This window comes from Corynebacterium sp. sy017 (assembly GCF_017918135.1).
Lineage (GTDB): Bacteria > Actinomycetota > Actinomycetes > Mycobacteriales > Mycobacteriaceae > Corynebacterium.
Window position 1 is genome coordinate 739,336 of record NZ_RZUE01000001.1, and the last position, 21,572, is coordinate 760,907.

General features: G+C 49.3%; 22 protein-coding genes and 1 tRNA gene. 8 read left to right on the forward strand and 15 right to left on the reverse strand.

Features of this window, described 5'->3' with window-relative positions:
• Positions 1–90 precede the first annotated feature (90 nt).
• Together ctaD and nrdF are read right to left on the reverse strand one after the other, a co-directional pair.
• Positions 91–1,824 carry a cytochrome c oxidase subunit I gene (ctaD, locus tag EML15_RS03315; RefSeq protein ID WP_144273387.1) on the reverse strand — a complete coding sequence of 578 codons (1,734 nt, stop codon included), beginning with the start codon at positions 1,822–1,824 and terminating at the stop codon, positions 91–93.
• A gap of 443 nt (positions 1,825–2,267) precedes the next feature.
• Entirely contained in the window at positions 2,268–3,254 is a 987-nt protein-coding gene (nrdF, locus tag EML15_RS03320) for a class 1b ribonucleoside-diphosphate reductase subunit beta (RefSeq protein WP_144273388.1), read from the reverse strand.
• Positions 3,255–3,667: 413 nt separating this feature from the next.
• Here nrdF and EML15_RS03325 point away from each other — a divergent pair, with 413 nt between their 5' ends.
• The gene (locus EML15_RS03325; protein WP_144273389.1) at positions 3,668–4,153 is read left to right on the forward strand and encodes a ferritin; all 486 of its coding nucleotides are present in this window, start codon (positions 3,668–3,670) and stop codon (positions 4,151–4,153) included.
• Between the two features lie 119 nt (positions 4,154–4,272).
• Here the strand turns inward: EML15_RS03325 and nrdE are convergent, their stop codons facing one another.
• The 3 genes from nrdE to nrdH all read right to left on the reverse strand — a co-directional run bounded on the left by nrdE (position 4,273) and on the right by nrdH (position 7,217).
• The gene (gene nrdE / locus EML15_RS03330) at positions 4,273–6,435 is read right to left on the reverse strand and encodes a class 1b ribonucleoside-diphosphate reductase subunit alpha (RefSeq protein WP_144273390.1); all 2,163 of its coding nucleotides are present in this window, start codon (positions 6,433–6,435) and stop codon (positions 4,273–4,275) included.
• A 3-nt stretch (positions 6,436–6,438) separates the two neighbouring features.
• Positions 6,439–6,903: a class Ib ribonucleoside-diphosphate reductase assembly flavoprotein NrdI gene (nrdI, locus tag EML15_RS03335; protein ID WP_144273391.1), complete on the reverse strand. Its 465-nt coding sequence runs from the start codon at positions 6,901–6,903 to the stop codon at positions 6,439–6,441.
• Between the two features lie 80 nt (positions 6,904–6,983).
• The gene (gene nrdH, locus EML15_RS03340; protein ID WP_144273392.1) at positions 6,984–7,217 is read right to left on the reverse strand and encodes a glutaredoxin-like protein NrdH; all 234 of its coding nucleotides are present in this window, start codon (positions 7,215–7,217) and stop codon (positions 6,984–6,986) included.
• Between the two features lie 133 nt (positions 7,218–7,350).
• On the opposite strand from nrdH, the gene EML15_RS03345 reads away from it, so the two are divergent.
• Entirely contained in the window at positions 7,351–7,512 is a 162-nt protein-coding gene (locus EML15_RS03345; RefSeq protein WP_185967153.1) for a hypothetical protein, read from the forward strand.
• Between the two features lie 112 nt (positions 7,513–7,624).
• Here the strand turns inward: EML15_RS03345 and ykgO are convergent, their stop codons facing one another.
• On the reverse strand, positions 7,625–7,747 hold the full coding sequence (ykgO, locus tag EML15_RS03350; protein ID WP_005511141.1) for a type B 50S ribosomal protein L36: 123 nt from the start codon (positions 7,745–7,747) through the stop codon (positions 7,625–7,627).
• 162 nt (positions 7,748–7,909) lie between these two features.
• Between ykgO and nadE the strand changes: the two genes are divergently transcribed.
• Positions 7,910–8,791, forward strand: coding sequence for an ammonia-dependent NAD(+) synthetase (nadE, locus tag EML15_RS03355; RefSeq protein WP_144273393.1), 882 nt, complete (start codon positions 7,910–7,912; stop codon positions 8,789–8,791).
• Positions 8,792–8,883: 92 nt separating this feature from the next.
• On the opposite strand, the gene EML15_RS03360 is transcribed toward nadE, so the two are convergent.
• From EML15_RS03360 to EML15_RS03380, 5 genes are all read right to left on the reverse strand, one after another.
• A complete protein-coding gene (locus tag EML15_RS03360) occupies positions 8,884–10,347 on the reverse strand; it encodes a hypothetical protein (protein ID WP_144273394.1) in 1,464 nt (487 codons plus the stop codon).
• A gap of 293 nt (positions 10,348–10,640) precedes the next feature.
• Positions 10,641–10,811 (reverse strand): hypothetical protein, encoded by a 171-nt coding sequence (locus EML15_RS03365; RefSeq protein ID WP_185967154.1) that lies wholly within the window; start codon positions 10,809–10,811, stop codon positions 10,641–10,643.
• Entirely contained in the window at positions 10,799–11,815 is a 1,017-nt protein-coding gene (locus EML15_RS03370) for an MFS transporter (protein WP_144273395.1), read from the reverse strand. The genes EML15_RS03365 and EML15_RS03370 overlap by 13 nt, the downstream gene beginning before the upstream one ends.
• Positions 11,816–11,828: 13 nt before the next feature.
• A complete protein-coding gene (locus tag EML15_RS03375) occupies positions 11,829–12,659 on the reverse strand; it encodes a TrmH family RNA methyltransferase (RefSeq protein WP_144273396.1) in 831 nt (276 codons plus the stop codon).
• A gap of 98 nt (positions 12,660–12,757) precedes the next feature.
• Positions 12,758–12,832 (reverse strand) — tRNA-Gly (locus EML15_RS03380).
• 294 nt (positions 12,833–13,126) lie between these two features.
• Here EML15_RS03380 and EML15_RS03385 point away from each other — a divergent pair.
• The gene (locus EML15_RS03385) at positions 13,127–13,351 is read left to right on the forward strand and encodes a hypothetical protein (protein WP_144273397.1); all 225 of its coding nucleotides are present in this window, start codon (positions 13,127–13,129) and stop codon (positions 13,349–13,351) included.
• Between the two features lie 86 nt (positions 13,352–13,437).
• A complete protein-coding gene (locus EML15_RS03390; protein ID WP_246858068.1) occupies positions 13,438–14,214 on the forward strand; it encodes a DUF1542 domain-containing protein in 777 nt (258 codons plus the stop codon).
• A 100-nt stretch (positions 14,215–14,314) separates the two neighbouring features.
• On the opposite strand, the gene EML15_RS03395 is transcribed toward EML15_RS03390, so the two are convergent.
• Together EML15_RS03395 and EML15_RS03400 are read right to left on the reverse strand one after the other, a co-directional pair.
• Positions 14,315–14,800, reverse strand: coding sequence for a ribose-5-phosphate isomerase (locus EML15_RS03395; protein WP_144273399.1), 486 nt, complete (start codon positions 14,798–14,800; stop codon positions 14,315–14,317).
• Between the two features lie 34 nt (positions 14,801–14,834).
• On the reverse strand, positions 14,835–15,452 hold the full coding sequence (locus EML15_RS03400; protein WP_144273400.1) for a DsbA family protein: 618 nt from the start codon (positions 15,450–15,452) through the stop codon (positions 14,835–14,837).
• A gap of 155 nt (positions 15,453–15,607) precedes the next feature.
• On the opposite strand from EML15_RS03400, the gene pepN reads away from it, so the two are divergent.
• Complete coding sequence (pepN, locus tag EML15_RS03405; protein ID WP_144273401.1) at positions 15,608–18,220, forward strand: aminopeptidase N; 2,613 nt, start codon at positions 15,608–15,610, stop codon at positions 18,218–18,220.
• Here the strand turns inward: pepN and EML15_RS03410 are convergent.
• On the reverse strand, positions 18,217–19,371 hold the full coding sequence (locus tag EML15_RS03410; RefSeq protein WP_144273402.1) for a cystathionine gamma-synthase: 1,155 nt from the start codon (positions 19,369–19,371) through the stop codon (positions 18,217–18,219). The genes pepN and EML15_RS03410 overlap by 4 nt on opposite strands.
• Before the next feature lie 153 nt (positions 19,372–19,524).
• Here EML15_RS03410 and EML15_RS03415 point away from each other — a divergent pair, with 153 nt between their 5' ends.
• Positions 19,525–20,463 (forward strand): mechanosensitive ion channel family protein, encoded by a 939-nt coding sequence (locus EML15_RS03415; protein ID WP_144273403.1) that lies wholly within the window; start codon positions 19,525–19,527, stop codon positions 20,461–20,463.
• A 9-nt stretch (positions 20,464–20,472) separates the two neighbouring features.
• Positions 20,473–20,910 carry a globin gene (locus tag EML15_RS03420; protein WP_144273404.1) on the forward strand — a complete coding sequence of 146 codons (438 nt, stop codon included), beginning with the start codon at positions 20,473–20,475 and terminating at the stop codon, positions 20,908–20,910.
• Here the strand turns inward: EML15_RS03420 and EML15_RS03425 are convergent.
• Positions 20,897–21,565 (reverse strand): hypothetical protein, encoded by a 669-nt coding sequence (locus tag EML15_RS03425; RefSeq protein ID WP_144273405.1) that lies wholly within the window; start codon positions 21,563–21,565, stop codon positions 20,897–20,899. The genes EML15_RS03420 and EML15_RS03425 overlap by 14 nt on opposite strands.
• Between the last annotated feature and the right edge of the window lie 7 nt (positions 21,566–21,572).

Below are 21,572 nucleotides of genomic sequence, written 5' to 3' on the forward strand. Positions count from 1 at the left end.
CAACGACCTCCATCTTTGCGGAGTGCTTAAAGATGAAGGTCGTTGAGAATTATTTAAGTCAAGGAATGAAACGCTGTTGAGCTAACCGACTTAAACCAGTTCTTCTTGTTTCTTCTTAGTCACTGGTTCAGTGTGATGCCCCACGTGTGCTTCTCGACGCATACGCTCAACCATGTGAGGATAATGCAACTCGAATGCTGGACGCTCGGAACGAATGCGTGGCATTGACGTGAAGTTGTGGCGTGGTGGTGGGCATGAGGTTGCCCACTCAAGAGAGTTACCGTATCCCCAAGGATCATCAACGGTAACGATTTCGCCATAGCGCCATGACTTAAAGACATTCCACACGAATGGGATAACTGACATACCCAACAGGAATGAGAACACTGTTGAAACTTGGTTCAAGGTAGTAAAGCCATCGGTGTCAAGGTAATCAGCATAACGACGAGGCATACCCATGTTACCGAGCCAGTGCTGTACGAGGAAGGTTCCGTGGAACCCGATAAAGGTGAGCCAGAAGTGAACTTTGCCCAGGCGCTCGTCGAGCATACGACCAGTGATCTTAGGGAACCAGAAGTACACACCAGCACAAGCAGCCAACACAACCGTACCAAAGAGGGTGTAGTGGAAGTGTGCAATGAGGAAGTAAGACTCAGAAAGGTGGAAGTCTAGTGGAGGAGACGCGAGCATAATACCGGTCAAACCACCGAAGAGGAAGGTAACGAGGAAGCCCATCACCCAGATCATTGGAGTCTCCCAAGAGATATGACCCTTCCACATTGTTCCCAACCAGTTGAAGAACTTAACACCAGTAGGAACGGAGATAAGGAAGGTCATGAAGGAGAAGAATGGCAAGAGCACAGCGCCGGTAACGAACATATGGTGCGCCCACACTGCCATAGACAAGGTAGCGATAGATAGGGTTGCGAATACCAGACCGATATAACCGAACATTGGTTTACGGGAGAATACTGGAATAATCTCAGACACAATACCGAAGAATGGCAAGGCAAGAACATATACCTCAGGGTGTCCGAAGAACCAGAATAGGTGTTGCCACAATACAGCGCCGCCATTGCCTGGATCATAAATGTGACCACCGAGTTTGCGGTCGTAGAGTACGCCCAATGCCGCTGCAAGAAGCAATGGGAAGATCATGAGCACAAGCACGGATGCCACAAAAATGTTCCAGCTGAAAATTGGCAAACGGAACATTGTCATACCAGGTGCACGCAAGCAGATCAACGTGGTGATCATGTTAATTGCAGATGCCACAGTACCAACACCGGTAGCACCCACACCTACGATCCACATATCTGAGCCGATTCCTGGTGAGTGAATAGAATCAGCAAGTGGCTGGTACATGGTCCAACCGAAGTCTGCAGCACCACCTGGGGTAAGGAACCCAGCAAGCATTGCCACAATACCGATCTGGGTAATCCAGAAACCAAAAGCATTTAGACGAGGGAATGCCACATCTGGTGCACCGATTTGCAGTGGCAAAACATAGTTAGCAAAACCCCACACGATTGGCGTACCGAATGCCAAAAGCATGACGGTTCCGTGCATGGTGAAAAGCTGGTTGAACTGTTCATTTGATAGGAATTGCAATCCTGGTGAGAACAACTCAGCACGGATAAGCAAAGCCATCAAACCACCAACAAAGAACCACACGAAAGACATGACGATATACATAACGCCAAGTAGTTTATGGTCGGTGGTGGTAAGCATTGTCCAGGCTAATGAGCCTTTTCGACCATTACCAGCTGGCGCAGGTCTGGTTGGCTCTGAGTAATCCTCACGCCGTGGCGCCACATAGGTCATACGTTCCTCCTGACTAAGAGGGCTACCATCTTTTAGCGAAAAGTAAGCAGCCCAAAAATACGCTGCCTTTATCTTATTGCAGCATAAATGTTTAATCCAGCCATTTCTTGACTAAGATTTCCTTAATTTTATCCCGAATACCTCACCGAAGAGAAACTGAGCGCATCATTTTTCCTGGAAAAAACCATAAGTCCACGCCCGATATAAATCTTTCCCATAGCTTTCCCAACACCACCCACCAAAAAATAGTGATAGGTAACACATTTTTCACTGCACTCCCCCGCTCTTTTTACCCCGCACCAACCTCCCCATTTCCCCCTAACAGTAATCAATCCAAAGGTTGATAAGTGCAGGCTATGGCCATATACACCAACGACGCCCACCCGTTATTTTCGCAGTCGATGAACTACGGGTGAGCGTCGTTAAGCAGTAGAGGGATGGTACTAGAAGTCCCAATCCTCGTCGGTGGTGTTCTCTGCCTTACCAATCACATAAGAAGAACCAGAGCCAGAGAAGAAGTCATGGTTTTCGTCGGCATTGGGCGAAAGCGCAGAAAGAATTGCAGGCGAGACACGGCACTCATCTGCCGGGAATAGCCCCTCATAGCCAAGATTATTAAGCGCCTTATTGGCGTTATAGCGCAAGAAACGCTTAACATCCTCAGTCCAACCAAGATTGTCGTAAAGATCTTCTGAATACTGAGTCTCATTATCGTAGAGATCATAGAGCAGGTCGAAAGCATATTCTTTAAGCTCATCACGACGCTGCTGCTCTACTTTCTCCAGCCCACGCTGATACTTATAGCCAATGTAATAGCCATGCACCGCTTCGTCGCGAATGATAAGCCGAATAATATCGGCAGTATTGGTCAGCTTAGCGTGACTTGACCAGTACATTGGCAAGTAGAAACCAGAGTAGAACAGGAATGACTCTAAGAGAGTAGACGCTACTTTTTTCTTGAGTGGGTCCTCGCCCTCATAATACGAAAGAATAATTTTTGCTTTTTGCTGCAGGTTTTCATTCTCTTCTGACCATCTAAACGCCTCGTTAATCTCTTTAGTGGAGGCGAGAGTCATGAAGATATTGGAATAGCTTTTGGCGTGCACTGACTCCATGAAAGCGATATTGGTATAAACCGCCTCCTCATGAGGAGTCAAGGCATCAGGAACCATTGATATTGCACCCACGGTTCCCTGGATAGTATCCAAGAGAGTAAGCCCGGTAAATACTCGCATTGTGGTTTGCTTTTCTAGCTCATTGAGCGTATTCCAGCTTTTCACATCATTAGATACTGGCACTTTCTCTGGCAACCAGAAATTACCAGTGAGACGATCCCATACTTCTAAGTCTTTTTCATCTGGAATGTTATTCCAGTTAATTGCCCGCACTGGGGTGGGAGAACTTTGAGGAGAGCCGTCGTGCACACTCATATATGCCGCCTTCTTTCTAAGAAAAACTTTACTTTTATGTAGCGTACCCTCAATCGCGCGAACGAGCACATATTGTGCGAATGAAACGCATAAGAACCCCCGCGGCAAACACCCGCGGCAGCGTCGACGCACCGGCAGTTCTTGCGCTCGAGAAGTGCGTCGGCAGCATATCGACGACCCGATTTCATGTTAGATTTATCACATAATTTGATGTAATAAGGTTGCCCTTATACAATCCAGCTTCCACGGCGGCACTGATGGAAAGTGGGATTGACCACATCTTTTAGATAATCATCTCTTAAAAATAACCGCCTATTTATTGAACTTCCCTTAGCCAAACCTATCCCAAAAATGCACTTAAGCTGCGCTTACCTTAGATGACAGCTGCCATAACTAGGCTTAATATCTGTGGCATGAGTATCAATGAAAAGCTGGCTACAGCACTAAATAATCAAGTAACCGCAGAGCTAGAAGCATCTCTTATTTACCTTCAGCTCTCTTATGTTCTCGACGACCTTGGCCTCTCCGGAATGCGCGACTGGATGAAAGCTCAGCACGCTGAAGAACTTGAGCACGCACAGGCTTTCGCTCAGCACTTGCTCGATCGTGACTACACCCCACAAATCGGCGATATTCAGCCACCAAAGGTAGATGTCAACGGCCCAATTGACGCATTTGAGGCAGCTCTTGCTCATGAGCAGAAGATCTCTGGTCTTATCCGTGAGCTGGCAGCTCTTTCTGATTCTGTTAAGGATTATGATTCTCGCCCACTGCTCGACCACTTCCTCAACGAGCAAATCGAAGAAGAATCCACAGTGAAAGAAATTCTTGACCGCCTGCGTATCGCAGATTCCGGTTCAGGTATTTTGCGGATCGACGCTGAGCTTGGCGCTCGCTAATCCCTGGCATAAACAAACCCAAGGGCGTGCACCTCACCACGAGGTACACGCCCTTTTTGCCGTTGCAACGCGATTAGGTCCGCTGCATAACGCTATACGAAAACTAGCGTTTTAAGCGCTTAGAGCATACAAGAAACGCAGCCCTCCACAGCGGTTCCTTCCAAAGCTACCTGACGCAAACGGATGTAGTACAAGGTCTTAATTCCTTTACGCCATGCGTAAATTTGCGCTCGGTTAATATCGCGAGTAGTAGCAGTGTCCTTGAAGAACAAGGTCAATGACAGACCTTGGTCAACATATTTGGTTGCTACTGCGTAAGTGTCGATAACCTTTTCATAGCCGATCTCATAGGCGTCAGCGTAATACTCCAAGTTATCGTTGTTCATATGCGGTGCCGGATAGTACACGCGACCGATAATGCCCTCTTTACGAATCTCAATTTTAGAGGCAATAGGGTGAATCGACGAGGTCGAGTTATTGATATAAGAAATCGAACCGGTCGGTGGCACAGCTTGAAGATAGCGATTAAAGATACCATCGCGCATGACATCTTCTTTTAGTGCCTGCCAGTCCTGAGCACTTGGGGTATGAATAGATGAGTTAGCGAAAAGTTGCTTTACTTTCTCAGTTTTTGGCTCAAACTCTGCTGGGTCAAAGCGATCAAAATATGCTCCAGAAGCATATTCAGAATCAGCGAACCCAGCAAAAGGCTGCCCATGTTCTTGCGCCAATTTATGGGAGGCACGCAAACATTGGTAGAGCACTGCGGCAAAGTAGGCATTGGTAAAGTCCAGACCTTCTTCAGAGCCATAGTGAATGTGCTCTCTACCCAAATAACCGTGCAAGTTCATTTGACCTAGCCCAATGGCATGAGCTGCGTCATTGCCTTTTTTGATGGAAGGCACAGAGTTGATTGCAGTCTGCGCAGACACCGCAGTCAAACCACGAATAGCGGTTTCGATAGTGATGGCGAAGTCGGGTGAATCCATAGCCATTGCGATGTTAAGAGAGCCAAGGTTACAAGAAATATCCTCGCCTACCTGCGCATAGCTGAGATCATCATTGAAATAAGAGGCGGTATTTACCTGAAGAATCTCGGAACACAGGTTAGACATATTGATACGTCCAGCAATAGGGTTCGCCTTATTGACTGTGTCCTCAAACATAATGTAGGGGTAACCAGACTCAAACTGAATTTCCGCAATTGTTTGGAAGAACTCTCGCGCATTGATTTTCTTCTTACGAATGCGTGGATCTTCCACCATTTCCTCATAGTGCTCCGTAATGGAAATATCAGCAAAAGGCTTACCATAGACGCGCTCGACGTCGTATGGCGAGAAAAGGTACATATCATCATTGCGCTTGGCCAGCTCAAAGGTGATATCCGGGATTACCACGCCAAGGGAGAGGGTCTTGATACGGATTTTCTCATCAGCATTTTCACGCTTGGTATCCAAGAAGCTGAGGATGTCAGGGTGGTGCGCACTCAGATACACCGCACCTGCACCTTGGCGCGCGCCTAATTGATTTGCGTAGGAGAAAGAGTCTTCCAATAGCTTCATCACGGGAATAACACCAGAAGACTGGTTCTCAATGTGCTTAATTGGCGCTCCTACTTCACGCAGGTTAGATAGCAATAATGCGACGCCACCACCGCGCTTTGAGAGCTGTAGTGCGGAGTTAATCGAGCGTCCAATGGATTCCATATTGTCTTCGATACGCAAGAGGAAACACGATACTGGTTCACCACGTTGCGCTTTGCCGGAGTTGAGGAATGTTGGCGTTGCAGGTTGGAATCTACCAGCCATAATTTCGTCGACGAGGTTTTGCGCTAGCGTGGTGTCCCCGTCGGCAAGCGTGAGCGCTACCATGCACACGCGATCCTCAAAACGCTCTAGGTAACGGGTTCCGTCGAAGGTTTTGAGAGTATAAGAGGTGTAATACTTGTATGCGCCAAGGAATGTCGGGAACCGGAACTTGTGCGCATATGCCTGCTTGAACAGCTGCTTAATGAAGGCGAATTCGTATTTTTCGATCACTTCTGGGTCGTAGTATTTATTGGTGACCAGGTAGTCGATTTTTTCTTCAAGATCATGGAAGAATACGGTGTTTTGGTTGACGTGCTGCAAGAAGAATTGATTTGCTGCTTCGCGGTCTTTATCAAATTGGATATTGCCCTCAGCGTCGTAGAGGTTGAGCAATGCGTTAAGCGCGTGGTAATCCAATTGTTCCTGGCGGCTAGCAGGCTCTGCGACGGTTCGACCTAGATTTGCTGCGTTCATGTTTTAGGAAACCTTTTCTTTTCTTGATTGTGGTGGTGTTGGTGTGTGTTCTAGTCCTAAGCGCTGAGCATGAGCGAGAAGACCGGCTCTGACTACTCGCACATCTTCATCTGTGCCCATAAGCTCGAAGCGATAAACAAAAGGCACGTTGCATTTTTTCGCGATAATATCCCCAGCCTTTGCGAAGTCTGCGCCAAAGTTGGTGTTTCCCCCGGCAATCACTGCCCGCAAAAACGAGCGATTGCGTTCATCGTTTAAGAACCGAATCACTTGCACCGGCACTGGGCGTGATGTGGCTCCGCTTATCGACGCTCCCCCACCGTAGGTAGGGCATATCAGCACATAGGGTTCGCGTATTTCTAGGGGCTGTTCTGCAGAATGCAACGGGATGCGCTGCGCCGGAAAACCGAGCTTTTCGACGAAACGCTTTGTGTTTTCCGTGGCAGAGGAAAAGTAAACGATGAGCATACGCGACTCCTCTTCTGCTTCTTCTGCTTAGGAATAGACCGGAAATAGAAAAGCCCCTGTTGGGGCAAAAAAGATGGCGCTTAGGCAACTTGCGCTGCGAGGGTGCGAATGCGCTCTGGGCGGAAACCTGACCAGTGCTCGCCATTAGCCTCTACGACAGGGGCTTGGAGGTATCCGAGTGCCATTACGTAGTCGCGAGCCTCATCATCAACGCTAATGTCGATGAGTTCATAGTCAAGACCTGCGCGGTCAAGTGCCTTTTTGGTGGCGTTGCATTGAACACAAGCTGGTTTGGTGTACACAGTAATCGACATTGGGTATTCCTTACGTTCTCCTCGCACCAGCAGATATGCCTTGGCACCTTGCTGCTGGTTCTCACTAGCAATCGAGATTAAACACTATACTTTGTGTCGGAAGTATGCAACATATACTATATATAGTAGTTACATGGATGAAATTCCCAGCATGGCACTTAAGCAGCCCCCAGATATAGCGATAATTTTCGTTAAAGAAATTACATCGGTGTTGTTTGCCCTTTGTTGCCATATCACCATTTGCCCAGTTCAGCGCATGATTGCCGTTTTTAAGGGAACAGAAAAATATCGATAGTGTGACACTAAACATAGTTTTTATATTTTGTGCGATTTTCTAGAGTTTTCTGGTTAATAAAAAATCGCCTTAACTACACATAAGTAGTCAAGGCGATAATGCAAAGCTGAAATTAGCCCTGGCGAGCCTTAAAACGTGGCTCTTTCTTGTTGATCACATAAACTTTGCCACGGCGACGCACAACCTGAGCGCCAGGCTTGTTCTTCAGCGACCGAAGGGATTTACGAACCTTCATTGGGCGCTCCTTTCTTGAATCATAAAAGCGAAGCCAGCAAAGCATGAGACTTCACAATACCTATACAGTAGATAGAACACGGATAAATAAATCTATCTACGACACGAAGAAACATCGTATTACAGTCGCGCCCTAAATACAAAATACTACTAGGATAAAACCATGAATACTCACAACCCTTCCCCAAGCCCCACTACCACCACCAGCGCAAATAAAGAAAAAGGGCGCAGTCTACAAGAAAAAATTATCCAAGAGTTAGATATCGCTCCCGCTTTCGACCCACAAACAGAAATCACCAAGCGCATCAATTTCCTCTGTGACTATCTCAGCGCCAGCGGAGCTTGCGGCTTTGCCCTCGGCATCTCAGGCGGCCAGGATTCGACCCTGGCTGGAAAACTGGCACAGAAAGCCGTCGAAAAGCTGCGAAAGGAAGGCAAAGAAGTAGCTTTTTGGGCGATACGCTTGCCATATGGAGTACAAGCCGATGAAGCTGACGCGCGTACCGCACTAGAGTTCATTGCTCCAGATCACAGCATTGTCATCAATATCAAAGACGCCACCGACGCTGCCGTCGCCGCAGCAAGTGCCGCACTAGAACAACCACTGAGCGACTTCAACAAAGGCAATATCAAGGCACGCCAACGCATGATTGCCCAATACGCTATCGCAGGCGAAAAGAAACTGCTCGTCATTGGCACTGACCATGCTGCAGAAAATATCACCGGTTTCTTCACCAAGCATGGCGACGGCGCCGCCGATATTATCCCTCTCTTTGGGCTCAACAAGCGCCAAGGCGCAGCACTACTCCAAGCACTCGGCGCACCAGAATCTACCTGGAAGAAAGTTCCCACCGCCGACCTAGAAGATAATCGCCCCGGACTCCCCGACGAAGAAGCCCTTGGCGTGAGCTACCACGACATCGACAACTACCTAGAAAACCAAGAAGTGCCAACACACAGCCGTGAACGCCTAGAACAACTCTGGTATGCAGGCGAACACAAACGCCACCTACCCGTTGCACCTGGTGATACATGGTGGCGCTAGGCACCCAAACATACGCAAAACCCCAATCCTTGGCGGTGATCACTAACCGACCGCCACAGATTGGGGTTCACGTGTAAATGCAGTAACTAGTTTTACGCTGCGCGCAGATGTCCGCCCGTAGTAACTTTAGGACGGTCTTTCTTTGCTACAGTCTTAGCCTGCTTAGCGACGTTATCCTTCACACTTTCAGAGATAACAGTCTTAGGTGCAGGCTTGGATTCTGGTTTAGAATCGGCAGGTTTGTCCTGCTCAGGCTCTACAACGGTGGTAACAACCTCACCCTGCTCAACCTCAGTGTCTGTGTCAGGAAGAGTTGGTGGAACAACAGGCTTAACTGGTTCCTCACGTTCCTCAGGACGATCAACCGGCTTCACAGGTTTCTCCTGCTCAGGTTCCTGTGGTTCTTCAGAAGGAGTAGGTTCCTGGGTTTCCTCACTTGGAGTTGGCTCTTCAGACTCCTGTGGTTCCTCGCTAGAGGTTGGCTCCTCCGTTTCCTTAGAAGGCTTAGCAGGATCGACCTCCTCTTCGTCAGAAGGAGTAGGTTCCTGGGTTTCCTCACTTGGTGTTGGTTCCTCAGACTCTACAGGCTCCTCACTAGGAGGCACCTCAGTCTCCTCATCAGGACAAAGAGTAATATGCTGGAAACCCTGGTCGCAGTTATCCTCAGCACCATTAAGCGGACCAAAATACCTCACCCCAGGATTCAAGTGAAGATTAAACGTCTGCACATACTTACCATACTTCTCACCAGCAGTTTCAACGTCATTACCAATGGTATCGAACCGACCAGTATTACGAGTAACCGCACACGCACCCACATTCGTTAAACCGTGCTTCGTGCCCTGTTCAGCATACAAAGCAGCAATCTTCTCATTCTCTAGGGCGATTTCTTTATTGCGTTGAACAATCTCTGCTTTACGTGCTGAAGACGCAGAATCATCCTCCGCAATCATAGGAATAGACACAGGAGGCAACTCACCAGAGTTACCCCAGTAATAATCTTTCAGACTCTGGCACCCCTCTTCAGCGCTACCAGGTCCACCACCCTCGGAAGAACACTTCCACAACTCATTATCCGCGCGAATTGGAATATAAGTATCCTCACCAACTGCTTCAACAGTACCGGTCACCTCGAAAGTAAAAATACCTATGGCATACAAGCCAATTTGATAAAAATCCCAATCAGGCTGATATCCATAAGAAGAAGGCTCCACGCCATATGAACCACCCTGATAAGAATCAATATTTTCCAGAGAACCATGAGGATTCTTCACAAATGACGACACGTAATATGTCTCGTTATCTGTTAGTTCTTCCTCTGAATTAACAATAGGAACCTGATAATCCACCATCTTCGCAGGCACAACAGTCGGCATAATAGATCCGTTAGGGAAATCATAGTATTTTTGCGCCGGCATATGCGTCAGCTTAATAGACACATCTTTCACCGTTGATGGGATCATGATTTGCGCACCACGAGAGGTTTGGATGTGATCCTCAGACATCACCAAAGGTGATAATTGTACTTGCCAGGTGACCTGTGTTTCATCCCCCACTTGTTTCACACAGGTAGAACCAGTGTCACAGTCCACTCCACCCCACGCACCAATATCATTCGCATAGCCACCGGCTAATACCGAGGGGGGGGGGCTAGAAAACCCGCACCAAGCATACTTACGGCAACCACAGCCGCAGCACGCTTAGCAAAACGTTGTAAAAACATATTTCCTCTATTCTCCTAGGAAAAAGAACAAAACACTTTCTAGATTCCCTCAAAACAAAGCTGAGAAAAACCTAAAAGCACACTCATCATAACTACAGAACAGGAAATATGCCAGCTCATGCGTCGCTAAGTACGTCGTATTTTCTTCGCTATCCATGTCACACCAACAGGCAAAACAGTAAACACAACCGTCCCCACACCCGACAACACCAACGCACAACCCCCACCCACACACTGCACAAGCGGAGCACCACACACATACCCCACCAACATCGCCGAACTATTCACCGAACCCATCGTCGACAAAGCCTTCGGACGCACCCGCACATCAACAACCGCAACGCCCCAACCTGCACCGCATTACACACCCCCGCAACCAACGCACACACCACCCCCACAATCACACTACGACCCACCCCAACACCAGCAATCGCAACACCCATCACCACACCACCAACAATCAACACCACAAACGCATTCCCCTCACGCACCCGCGACGACAACCGCGCCCCCACAATACGCCCCACAACAAACCCCTGCCCCAACACCGCATACCCCAAACCCCCAGCATGCAACTCATTCAACGCAAAAAACACCAACGCCACGTTATACACCGACGTAAAAATAATCGCCACCCAAATACTCTGCAACGCCACACGCGCCTGCCGATGACGCAGCAACAACGAAGGCGCTTCCACCAAACGCCGCCAAAAACTACGCTGATCTCCCCCTGCACCCTGACACTGCTCATCATCACCCACACGCGGTGCCCCCACCACGCACAACACCACAATCACACACAGGTTCACAACGATCTCTGCGAGAAACGCACCAGAAAGCGACACCCGCTCAACCACCACACCGCCAGCAGCTGAACCAACAAAACCACCAACAAGACGCGCAGTATCAAGCCTGGAAAACACCTGCGCCGCCGCCAAATCAGGCGCAAGTTTTTCCGTTAACGAAAAAATCGCCGGGATACTCACCCCAGCCAACGCCGAACTAACCAACGTCCCCGCAATCAACACCACAGGACGCAAAAACAAAACCAGCGTCACCAGCACCACTATCTCACCAATAATGCTGCCAATGGCAACAGTACGGATTGAAAACTTATCAAACACCGGCGCTAAGAAAGGCGCAACAAAAATACTCGCACACGCACTCGCAATAAGCGTACCGCTGACCACCCCCGCGCTCGCCCCCGTCGTAGCAAAATGCACAGACACCCCAATACTGGTCATAGCCCCACACAACACAGTCAAAAAATACGCAATTATTAGGGCTTTGACCTTGTGCATTGCTACTTACCTTTCATCGCATGGAGTGAGCAAATAATGCGATAGCTGTTGCCACAGACACGTTGAGTGATTCCACCTTATCGCTCATCGGTATCGAAAAACGCATTGACGCTAAAGAATCAAGTTGCGTCGACGGCCCATGACGCTCGCTGCCCATCAAAATAGCAAGCCGCTGCTGCACCTGTGCGATCTCGCTAATGGGGTGGGCGGCGTCGGCGCTTAATGTTGCTAACGCAATGTTGTGTTCTTGGACATAGCGCACAAAATCGCTGCGCTGCGCTAATACAACCGGCAATGCAAAAACTGTCCCTCGGCTAGCACGCACTAAACGACGATCCACAATAGATGTTAAGTCACTATCTACTAGCACCACTGCCGAGGCATTCAGTGCACACGCAGTTCTGGTAATAGCCCCGATATTCCCCGCCAGCTTTACCCCATCTAACACAATAATATCGCCATGTAGATGTGTAATATCGCTGAGCTGAGCAGACTGTGGAACCTGTGCCAGTGCAAACAGACGAGAGCGTTTTTGCGTCCCAAAAAGGTGCTTTGCCACATGAACTGCCAAACGATACACAGGTAATCCGTGTTCGTCGAGTGCCCTCTGGGTAGGAGCATCAATCTCAGTGTCGCCTGTGACAAATACCTCCGTGAGCACAATTCCATTCGCGAGCGCTTGAACGATATTCTCACCGTCATCAATGACAAATAGATTGCTGTCAGTATGAGCATTATCCGCGCTGAGAGCTTGCGCAATGCGTCTTACCTGGGCGGTTGTCGGGTCGTCGAGAAGCGGAATGTGGGTAGTGTGCGGGGAAGAATGCTGCGAAGTATCCGTCATTCCTCTATCTTGGCACACGCGAACCTAATGTCAATTAGGCTTTGTGGGTGACTCCGCAGAAATAAAAAAATTCTTTATGCCCCTGGCATAAAGAAAAATGGAGGGAATGACGGGAATCGAACCCGCGTCTTCAGCTTGGAAGGCTGAGGTATTAGCCACTATACGACATTCCCACAACGCTTTGCGCTCCCTCAGAGAGTAGTACAAACCTTGCAAAAAACAAAATCTCCTGCTCGAACCGCCTCTTTTCTATCTCCTCCCCGCACTTTCCTTCGCAATTGCCGCCACCGTTTCCCACTGCTTTTCCAGCAGGGAAACAGCACAATTGCAGCTAAAAACTTTTAAGAAAAATGGCCCGGATAATATACGCACTCACCTGCCCTTTTTCTTGCTCTTCCTTAGAAAATGTGCCGGTCGATAGAAACACACGCGTCGAATTGCTGAGAAAACTTAGTTACTATGCAACCATGAAACCGAAGATAATCGACATTGATACTGGTCATGAGCTATGGACAGCTATCGAATGTGCTACATTTTCTCACACTGCTCGCGGCACATTCACCAGCTATGCAGGGCGCGGACGCGCACCAGCACCCGTCGCTAAGCTTCATGGACTTACTCTCTGGGACCGTAAAGACATTGAAGAGTGGGTAGCAACGCGCAAAAAGACAAAATCATCGCACAACTCTTGAGCCTGCGCATAGGAACTATTTTCGACGCTGCGTCGTTGGGGAATTAGAAAACTTAAGCCGTAATTCTCGCCTGGTTCGGAGTGCCCATGCTGATTTTACTTTCCCTACTTGCTCTTGCTGTTGTCGCACTAGCGCTTCGTGCTAAAACAAACAATAAGCAGCTAGAACAAGGAAAATTTGAGGATGCCATTGCCGACGCGCGTCGTTGGACTGAGCGTTTGGGTTCCCAAGTTCTCACTATTGCGGGCACCGATGCCGCGTCTACGCAGGCTATTGCTGATGCCTCTGAGCGCTATACTGCAGCTTCTTCACAAATCGCCCAGGCCACCACAGTTCGCCAAGCAGAACTTGCGCGAGAATCAGCTCTTGAGGGCTTGTACTATATGCACGCAGCGCGCGAAATCATGGGGCTGCCCGCAGGCCCAGAGTTGCCGCTTCTTGAGGGGCAAAAGAAAGCTGGAAAAGTCACCGAAACACGCACTATCACTCAAGAAAACGGTCAAGTGCTCACTGCTTCTCCCGTCGCTACCGACGCCACCCCAAACTACTACCCCGGTGGGGTTGTCGCAGGTCGCCCGGTGCCAGCTGGCTGGTATTCTGCACCTTGGTGGGCTGACGCCATGCTTTCTGGGGTGTGGACTGGTCTTTCCTTTGCAATGTGGAGTTCTCTCTTTACCGGAATGAGCGGTATCAATAGTGATGCCTGGTCTGATGGCTATGCCGACGGCTACCAAGAAGGACTCGATGCCGCAGATTCCGGTGCAGATGCAGATTTCAGCGATGCTGGCTCTGACGATGGTGGTTTCTTCAATTTTGATGGCTTCGGCGATTTCGGCGGCGATGGCTTTGACTTCGATTTCTAAGCATTTGCCCACTAATCACACCCATAGCACCAGTACTGCCGCACGCAATAATAAAACCTGGTAGTCCACCAGGACAACCAGGTCAAAATCCACAAACTACTTAGTTTGTTTCTGGCGCAGCAGGAACCTCAGGGGCAATACCAGTACGCTCATAATCAGCAAGAATATCAATACGACGCTGATGGCGCTCCTCTTTAGACCACTCCTGCTCCAAGAATGCATCAACAATAGCCAATGCCTCTTCCTCGGAGTGCATTCGCCCACCAAGCCCAATCAACTGTGCATTATTATGCTCGCGTGCCAACCGAGCAATCTCAGGCGACCAGGCCAGAGCACAACGCGCGCCACTTACCTTATTAGCAGCGATCTGCTCACCATTTCCTGAACCACCTAACACAATCCCTAAAGAACCAGGATCATTGACTACACGACTTGCTGCTTCAATACAAAACGCAGGGTAATCATCTTGAGCGTCATACACATACGCACCACAATCAATAACCTCATGCCCTTGTTTTTCTAAATGCTCAGCAATAATGTTTTTCATCTCGAACCCTGCATGGTCCGCTCCAAGATATACGCGCATACTCTTTATCCTATCCAAAACCCCAGCAGAACTCTCAGTCAAAACGAGGAGATTCGCTACGCGAACGCTTAATCTCAAAGAAATAAGGATACGAAGCCAACTGCACCGCCGCGTCGAAAAGCTTTCCGGCTTCTTCACCACGCGGAATACGAGTAATAACCGGACCAAAGAATGCGGTATCACCCATTTTTACCACGGGAGTTCCCACTTCATCCCCCACTGCATCCATAGCGGTACTGTGATACTTACGCAATTGCTCATCCCACTGCTGCGTATGAGCAACCTGCGCATATGCACTATCCAAACCAACTGCGGCCAAAGACTCGCTAATCAACTCATCATAAGCGTCATACCCTGCTTTTGCACCCTGCCCACCAGGGTGAATACGAGTTCCTAAATCTGTATAAAGCTCATCAAGTTTCTCCGGGTGTTCTGTGGCAATGGCAGCAAAAACACGAGCTGGACCCCAATTAGCTTTCATCTTATCCATATACGCCGGATCAAGATCACGCCCTTCATTGAGCACTGACAAAGACATAGGCACCCACTGCACCTTAATATCACGCACCTGCTCTACTTCTTTTATCCAACGTGAAGTCACCCAACAAAACGGGCACGACACATCAAACCAGAACGTTACTTCATTACTCATATTCTTCCTCAACTCTTATAAACAATTGCACTCTGCACACGCCTTTACGCGGCATCCCCTTATGAGGGTACTCCGCTTAGACTTGACTCTCATCCTCCCGGATAGAATAGATGCAATAAATAACCACACACAGTAATGAACAGAAAGCAGGGAAAATGAATCATCGCTCAACAAATCTCACGCGCTCCGACGCACAACAACGCAAAGAACTACTTGAGGTGGCACATTACGACTTCACCATTGACCTCACACACGACAGCCACACCTTTCCCTCACACACGACAGTAACATTCACCACAAAAAAGCCTGGCAGTACCTTTATTGATCTCATTGCCCGCGAAATCCACCAAGCCACACTTGATGGAAAAGACATCACCCCCACCGAGTACGACTCTCACCAAGGTCTTACCCTAGCTGACCTTGAACCTGGCCAGCACACCCTCACCATTCATGCCCTCTGCGAGTATTCTCGCACTGGGCAGGGCTTACATCGCTTTGTTGATCCTGCCGATGATGAAACATACTTCTACACCCAATTCGAGACAGCAGACGCAAAGCGAGTCTTTGCCTGCTTTGACCAGCCAGATCTTAAAGCCACCTACGATATTCATGTCATTGCGCCGCAGGATTACCACATCATCACCAACGCACGACAACGCGTCGAAAAGCATGAACAGGCAGATAAAGCACTATTCCATTCCCGCATCGACTATCCGCTTTCCACCTATCTCGTTGCGCTATGTGCAGGTCACTACCATAGCGTGCAGGATACCTGGACTGGAACTTTGACCCACCACCAGCAAACTCCAGCGGATCAACCACATGAGCTCAGCATTGACCTTGGGCTTTATTGTCGTAAATCTCTTGCACAGCATCTCGACGCCGAGGTGATTTTCCAAGAAACAAAGCAAGGTTTCGACTTCTACCACGCCAATTTTGGTATCGCCTATCCCTTTGACAAATACGACCAACTCTTCGTTCCGGAATTCAACGCAGGCGCAATGGAAAATGCGGGTGCCGTTACCTTCCGCGACGAGTACGTTTTCGCTGATAAAGTAACACGGTATCGCTATGAGCGCCGTTGCGAAACCATTTTGCATGAAATGGCACATATGTGGTTTGGGGATCTGGTCACAATGTCATGGTGGGATGATCTCTGGCTCAACGAGTCCTTCGCTACCTGGGGTTCTGTTATTGCTCAAGCAGAAAATACCCAATACGACACAGCATGGGTGACCTTTGCCAATACCGAAAAATCCTGGGCATATAAACAAGACCAACTCCCCTCCACCCACCCCATCTCTACCGATGCGCGCGACATCGAAACCGTGGAGCAAAACTTCGACGGCATCACCTACGCAAAGGGGGCAAGCGTGCTCAAACAATTGCAAGCCTACGTTGGTCGTGACGCTTTTTTCGCAGGAGTGCGCCAACACTTCGCCACTCATGCTTTTGGCAACGCCACATTCGACGACCTTCTCAACGCCCTCGAACAAGCCTCTGGGCGCGACCTGTCCGACTGGGCACAGCAATGGCTCAAAACCACTGGTATCAATACCCTTGCCCCTGTCTTTGACGCAGACAATGGCACATACACGAGCTTTGCCATCACCCAAAGCGGCGCTTATCCTGGCGCTGGTGAGTTACGCACCCATCGCACAGCTGTAGGCCTGTATTCACTTATCGACGATCACCTAGTTCGCATCCAGCGCATTGAGGTAGATATTACGGGTGAGCGCGTGGAAATACCTGAATTGGTTGGTAGTGCGGTTGCTGATGTTGTGCTCGTCAACGACGATGATCTTGCCTATTGTTTCATGCACCTAGATGAAAACTCATTGCACACAATCATTGAGCATATGGATAAGTTCGTCGACCCTATGCCACGCACCTTATGCTGGTCAGCTGCCTGGCAGATGACGCGCAATGCACAGATGAAAGCACGGGACTTCATTCGCTTAGTTGCCAACCATGCCCAAAAAGAAACAGAAATCTCAGTCCTAGAGCTACTGCTAGGACAAGCACATACCGCCTTGGAATTGTACGCCGATCCACAGTGGGCGAAGGAACAAGGACGCGCGTATTTCGCAGCAGCTCTCGTCGAGGGGCTACGCAATGCTCAGCCTGGTTCTGATGAACAACTCGCTTTTATCCAGCACCTTGCCAAGGCACACCTCAACGACGATGCGGTAACAATTTTCCGTGATATTCTTGCCGGTTCCAGCGCACTAGCCGGAATCAGCATTGATAATTCCTTGCGCTGGTGGGCATTGACCGCTTTAATAGCGCACGGTTGCTATAGTCCCGAGCAGGCTGAACAAGAAATTGCCGCACTTCGCGCTGCGGATAATACCTCTGCAGGTCATGTGGCTGCTTTGCGAGCAGCAGCAGCGATCAATACCACAGAGAATAAACAAACAGTGTTTGCCCAGCTCACTGCGATTCCTAATCCGCTGAGTAACTTAGAATTGCGGCACACAATAGAAGGTTTTGCTTTTAGCGGTAGCGCACCTTATCTGGAACAATTCAATGAACAATTCTTTGAGTTAGCTACCTCAATCTGGCATAACCTCCAGCCCGACGTGGCTTTATCCATTGTCAGTGGTATTTATCCGCGCTGGGATATCAGCTCGGCTGGCATTGCGCGCGCTCAAGCCTTTTTAGCAGCCGATATTCCAGGTGGACTACATCGCGTTATTGCCGAGGCAAAAGATGATCAAGAACGCACCTTACGCAATCAGCTTTTCGACGCAGAGCCTAAGCATTAGAGCTGTTCAAGGGCTTGGGTGACGTCGGCAAGCAAATCTTCGGTGTCTTCAATACCCAAAGAAATACGCACCAATTCACGAGGTACCTCTAGGCTAGAGCCAGTCACAGATTGGTGCGTCATAGTTGCGGGGTGCTCAAGCAAAGATTCCACCCCGCCCAAAGACTCAGCCAAACAAATCAGCTTGGTCGATAGACAAAATGTGCGTGCTGCCTGCTCAGTATGAAAGAGTACCGACACCATGCCACCAAAGCGTTTCATCTGCTTTGTTGCAACCTCATTCCCAGGATCATCACTAAGACCTGGATAAAACACGCGCGCCACTTTGTCACTGCTGCGCAATAATTGCGCCACTGCCTCAGCATTATCGCAATGACGCTCCATGCGCAGCGCCAATGTTTTTATTCCGCGCGCAGTCAGATACGCATCAAAAACGCTAGGGATTGGCCCTACGCCACCTTGGAGGAACGCAAGTTGTTCGTCGAGGGTAGCGTCATTGGTCACCACAACACCGCCGACCACATCAGAATGTCCACCAAGGTATTTGGTAGTGGAATGAATGACAATATCAGCACCAAGGAGCAAGGGGTTCTGCAAATATGGCGAGGCAAAGGTGTTGTCCACGGCGAGGGTAATGCCATAATCGGCAATGGCACCCGCAATAGCTGCTATATCACTGACCGCCAAGGTAGGATTTGATGGAGTTTCTAACCAGACGAGCTTTGTCGTGTCTTGAATTGCTGCGGCAACATCTTCCACTTTGGTGGTGTCGACCACAGTATAGGTAATTCCCCACTCACGGAATGTGGTATCTACCAGGCGAAAAGTACCACCGTAGGCATCATGCCCAAAGATAAGGTGATCACCTGGGCGCAATATAGCGCGTAGCACAAGGTCGATCGCTGCCATTCCTGAAGAAAAAGCACGCCCGTAGCTGGCTTGTTCCAAGGCTGCAACTGTTTTTTCTAAAGCAGCAATAGTGGGATTACCGCAGCGAGTGTACTCAAAACCACCGCGCAATTCATTCAGACCATTTTGTGCAAATGTGGTCGACGCATAAATTGGTGTATTGATTGAGCCATAGAGCGAATCTGGTTCATATCCTGCATGAATACTTGCAGTGCTAAAGCCTTGGGTTGCGTCGGAAGCCATAATTCTCCTTGGTCGGGGCACACGTGACGTTAAGGTGCCCCTCATTGTAGACTACGGCGTGTGAAGGCGGTCGAAGTCTAGGGCGATCATGAATATAATTTTCTGCACAAACTCGGTGTTTTAAGCTACCGTGGACAGTATATGGAAACGCACATGAATCAATTATCACTATCATCGTGGTGGCATACCTGGTGGGAATCAGAAAAAGCACAAGAATGGCTGGTCGATAAGCCAATCAGCATTGTGCTCACCCTCCTTACTGCCCTCGTACTGCATTGGGTTCTTGGCAAGCTGATCAATAAGGCAGCACAGATCAACATCAATAAAAAGCCTGCCCGGGTGGCTTTATCTTTATTCGAGCGCACAGGATCAGACTCTGCTGGCCACGCATTATCGGCTACTCAAGAGCAACGGCGACAATCGCGTATTCGCACCCTCGCTGCGGTGGGTCGCTCTGCTGCGGTGATTTTCGTATGGGCGTGGGCGTGCCTTTCTATTTTGGACACTCTTGGTATCAACGTAACGCCACTTATTGCCTCTGCTGGTGTCGTTGGTGTAGCTCTTGGTTTTGGCGCACAATCGCTGGTCAAGGATTTCCTTTCAGGTATTTTCATGCTCATCGAGGATCAATATGGTGTTGGTGACACTATCGACGTCGGCGAAATTACCGGAACTGTAGAAAATGTCACCCTGCGGCTGACCACTTTGCGCGATGTCAATGGCACCCAGTGGTTTGTGCGTAATGGCGAAATACTGCGCGTGGGCAATTTCTCCCAGGAATACGCGGTGGCGTTGATCAATACACCTGTGAGTTTGGAAGCAGACCCTCAGGCCGCTATTGAGACTGTCAAACGTGCAGTTGCAGCGTGTGCCACACAGCCAGAAATCGACAAAGTCCTCTTAGCTGAACCAGTCGTAGATGGAATTAGCAGTGTGAATGTTGACCACGTTTTGATTAGAACAAGGGTGACCACCCTTCCGGATCAGCAGTGGTTTGTCGAACGCGAACTTACAGCAGCTATCATTAAAGAGATGAAACAAGACGGAATTGCTTATCCGCGTCGAATGTTCCGATCTATTGAACCAGATTAGGAAACCACTATGCCTACCCCTGAGCCTGTGCCCTTGCCGTTGAGCGAACACTACAAGCACAACCCTCACCAAACTTTTTATGAAGCAGTAGGGGGTGAAGACACTTTCCGCGCCATAGTGCATAACTTTTATCAGCAGATGCGCAGCGACGATCTTATCGGCCCGATGTATCCGCATGATGACTGGGAAGGTGCCGAGGATCGACTCCGCTGGTTCCTTGCCCAGTATTGGGGCGGGCCACAAACATTTAGCCAAGAACGTGGGCACCCTCGCCTACGAATGCGGCACGCGCATTTTAGTATCGGTGAGCAAGAGGCCAAACGCTGGCTAGAGCTGATGGATAATGCGATTGCCACGATTGACGAGGATACACTCTCGCCTGTTCATCGTGCTGCCATGCGCGAGCATATGACCAGGGTTGCGCATATGCTTATCAATCGGCATTGACACGTAATAGATTCATCGACTGCGCATGATATACCGTGCCAAAAGGCGCATCGACGCGCACCCAGCGCCGAGTTCGGGATACCCGCAAATGTCGTGGCACAGATGTATTGGTGCTACTCCTGGGGATAAAACCTAACGCTGTACACGTGAAAATCATGCGCATGGGAATATCAGCATATTCTTCCCCGCACTGCACCCGTATTACCTTTTGCTCCAACAAGGACGCAGGGGGACCCAGCGGTCCAGAAAATTGCCGAGCCAATGCCCTGCCTTGGTCGGCAAGCTGGTGGGCTACGTCAATCGGAATGTCATCGAGATGCAAAAAACCAGTTGTCGGTGGGAACTGCCCTAACCATGCTGCTTGTTGCGTGTTGAGTTGACTGTGGTGTCCTGGCTTGAGCACAGCTGCAACAGGCACACTCATGCTCTTTTCTGTGCCAGATACCAAGCTGCCGACGAAACGTCGAGAAGCAACTACGCCAAAAGGTGTGGGGACGAAAACATCAATGGGGGCAGGTGTTGCCACTTCCTCTGGTGCTGCCACATATGCCAGCCGTGCTACTGCGTTGGCATCCATGCTAAGGACGCGCTGCAGAAAGGAATAAAGACCTTGTTCGCCCGAGCTAATGGTGAATAAATCGGTACCTATGCTCATTATTACG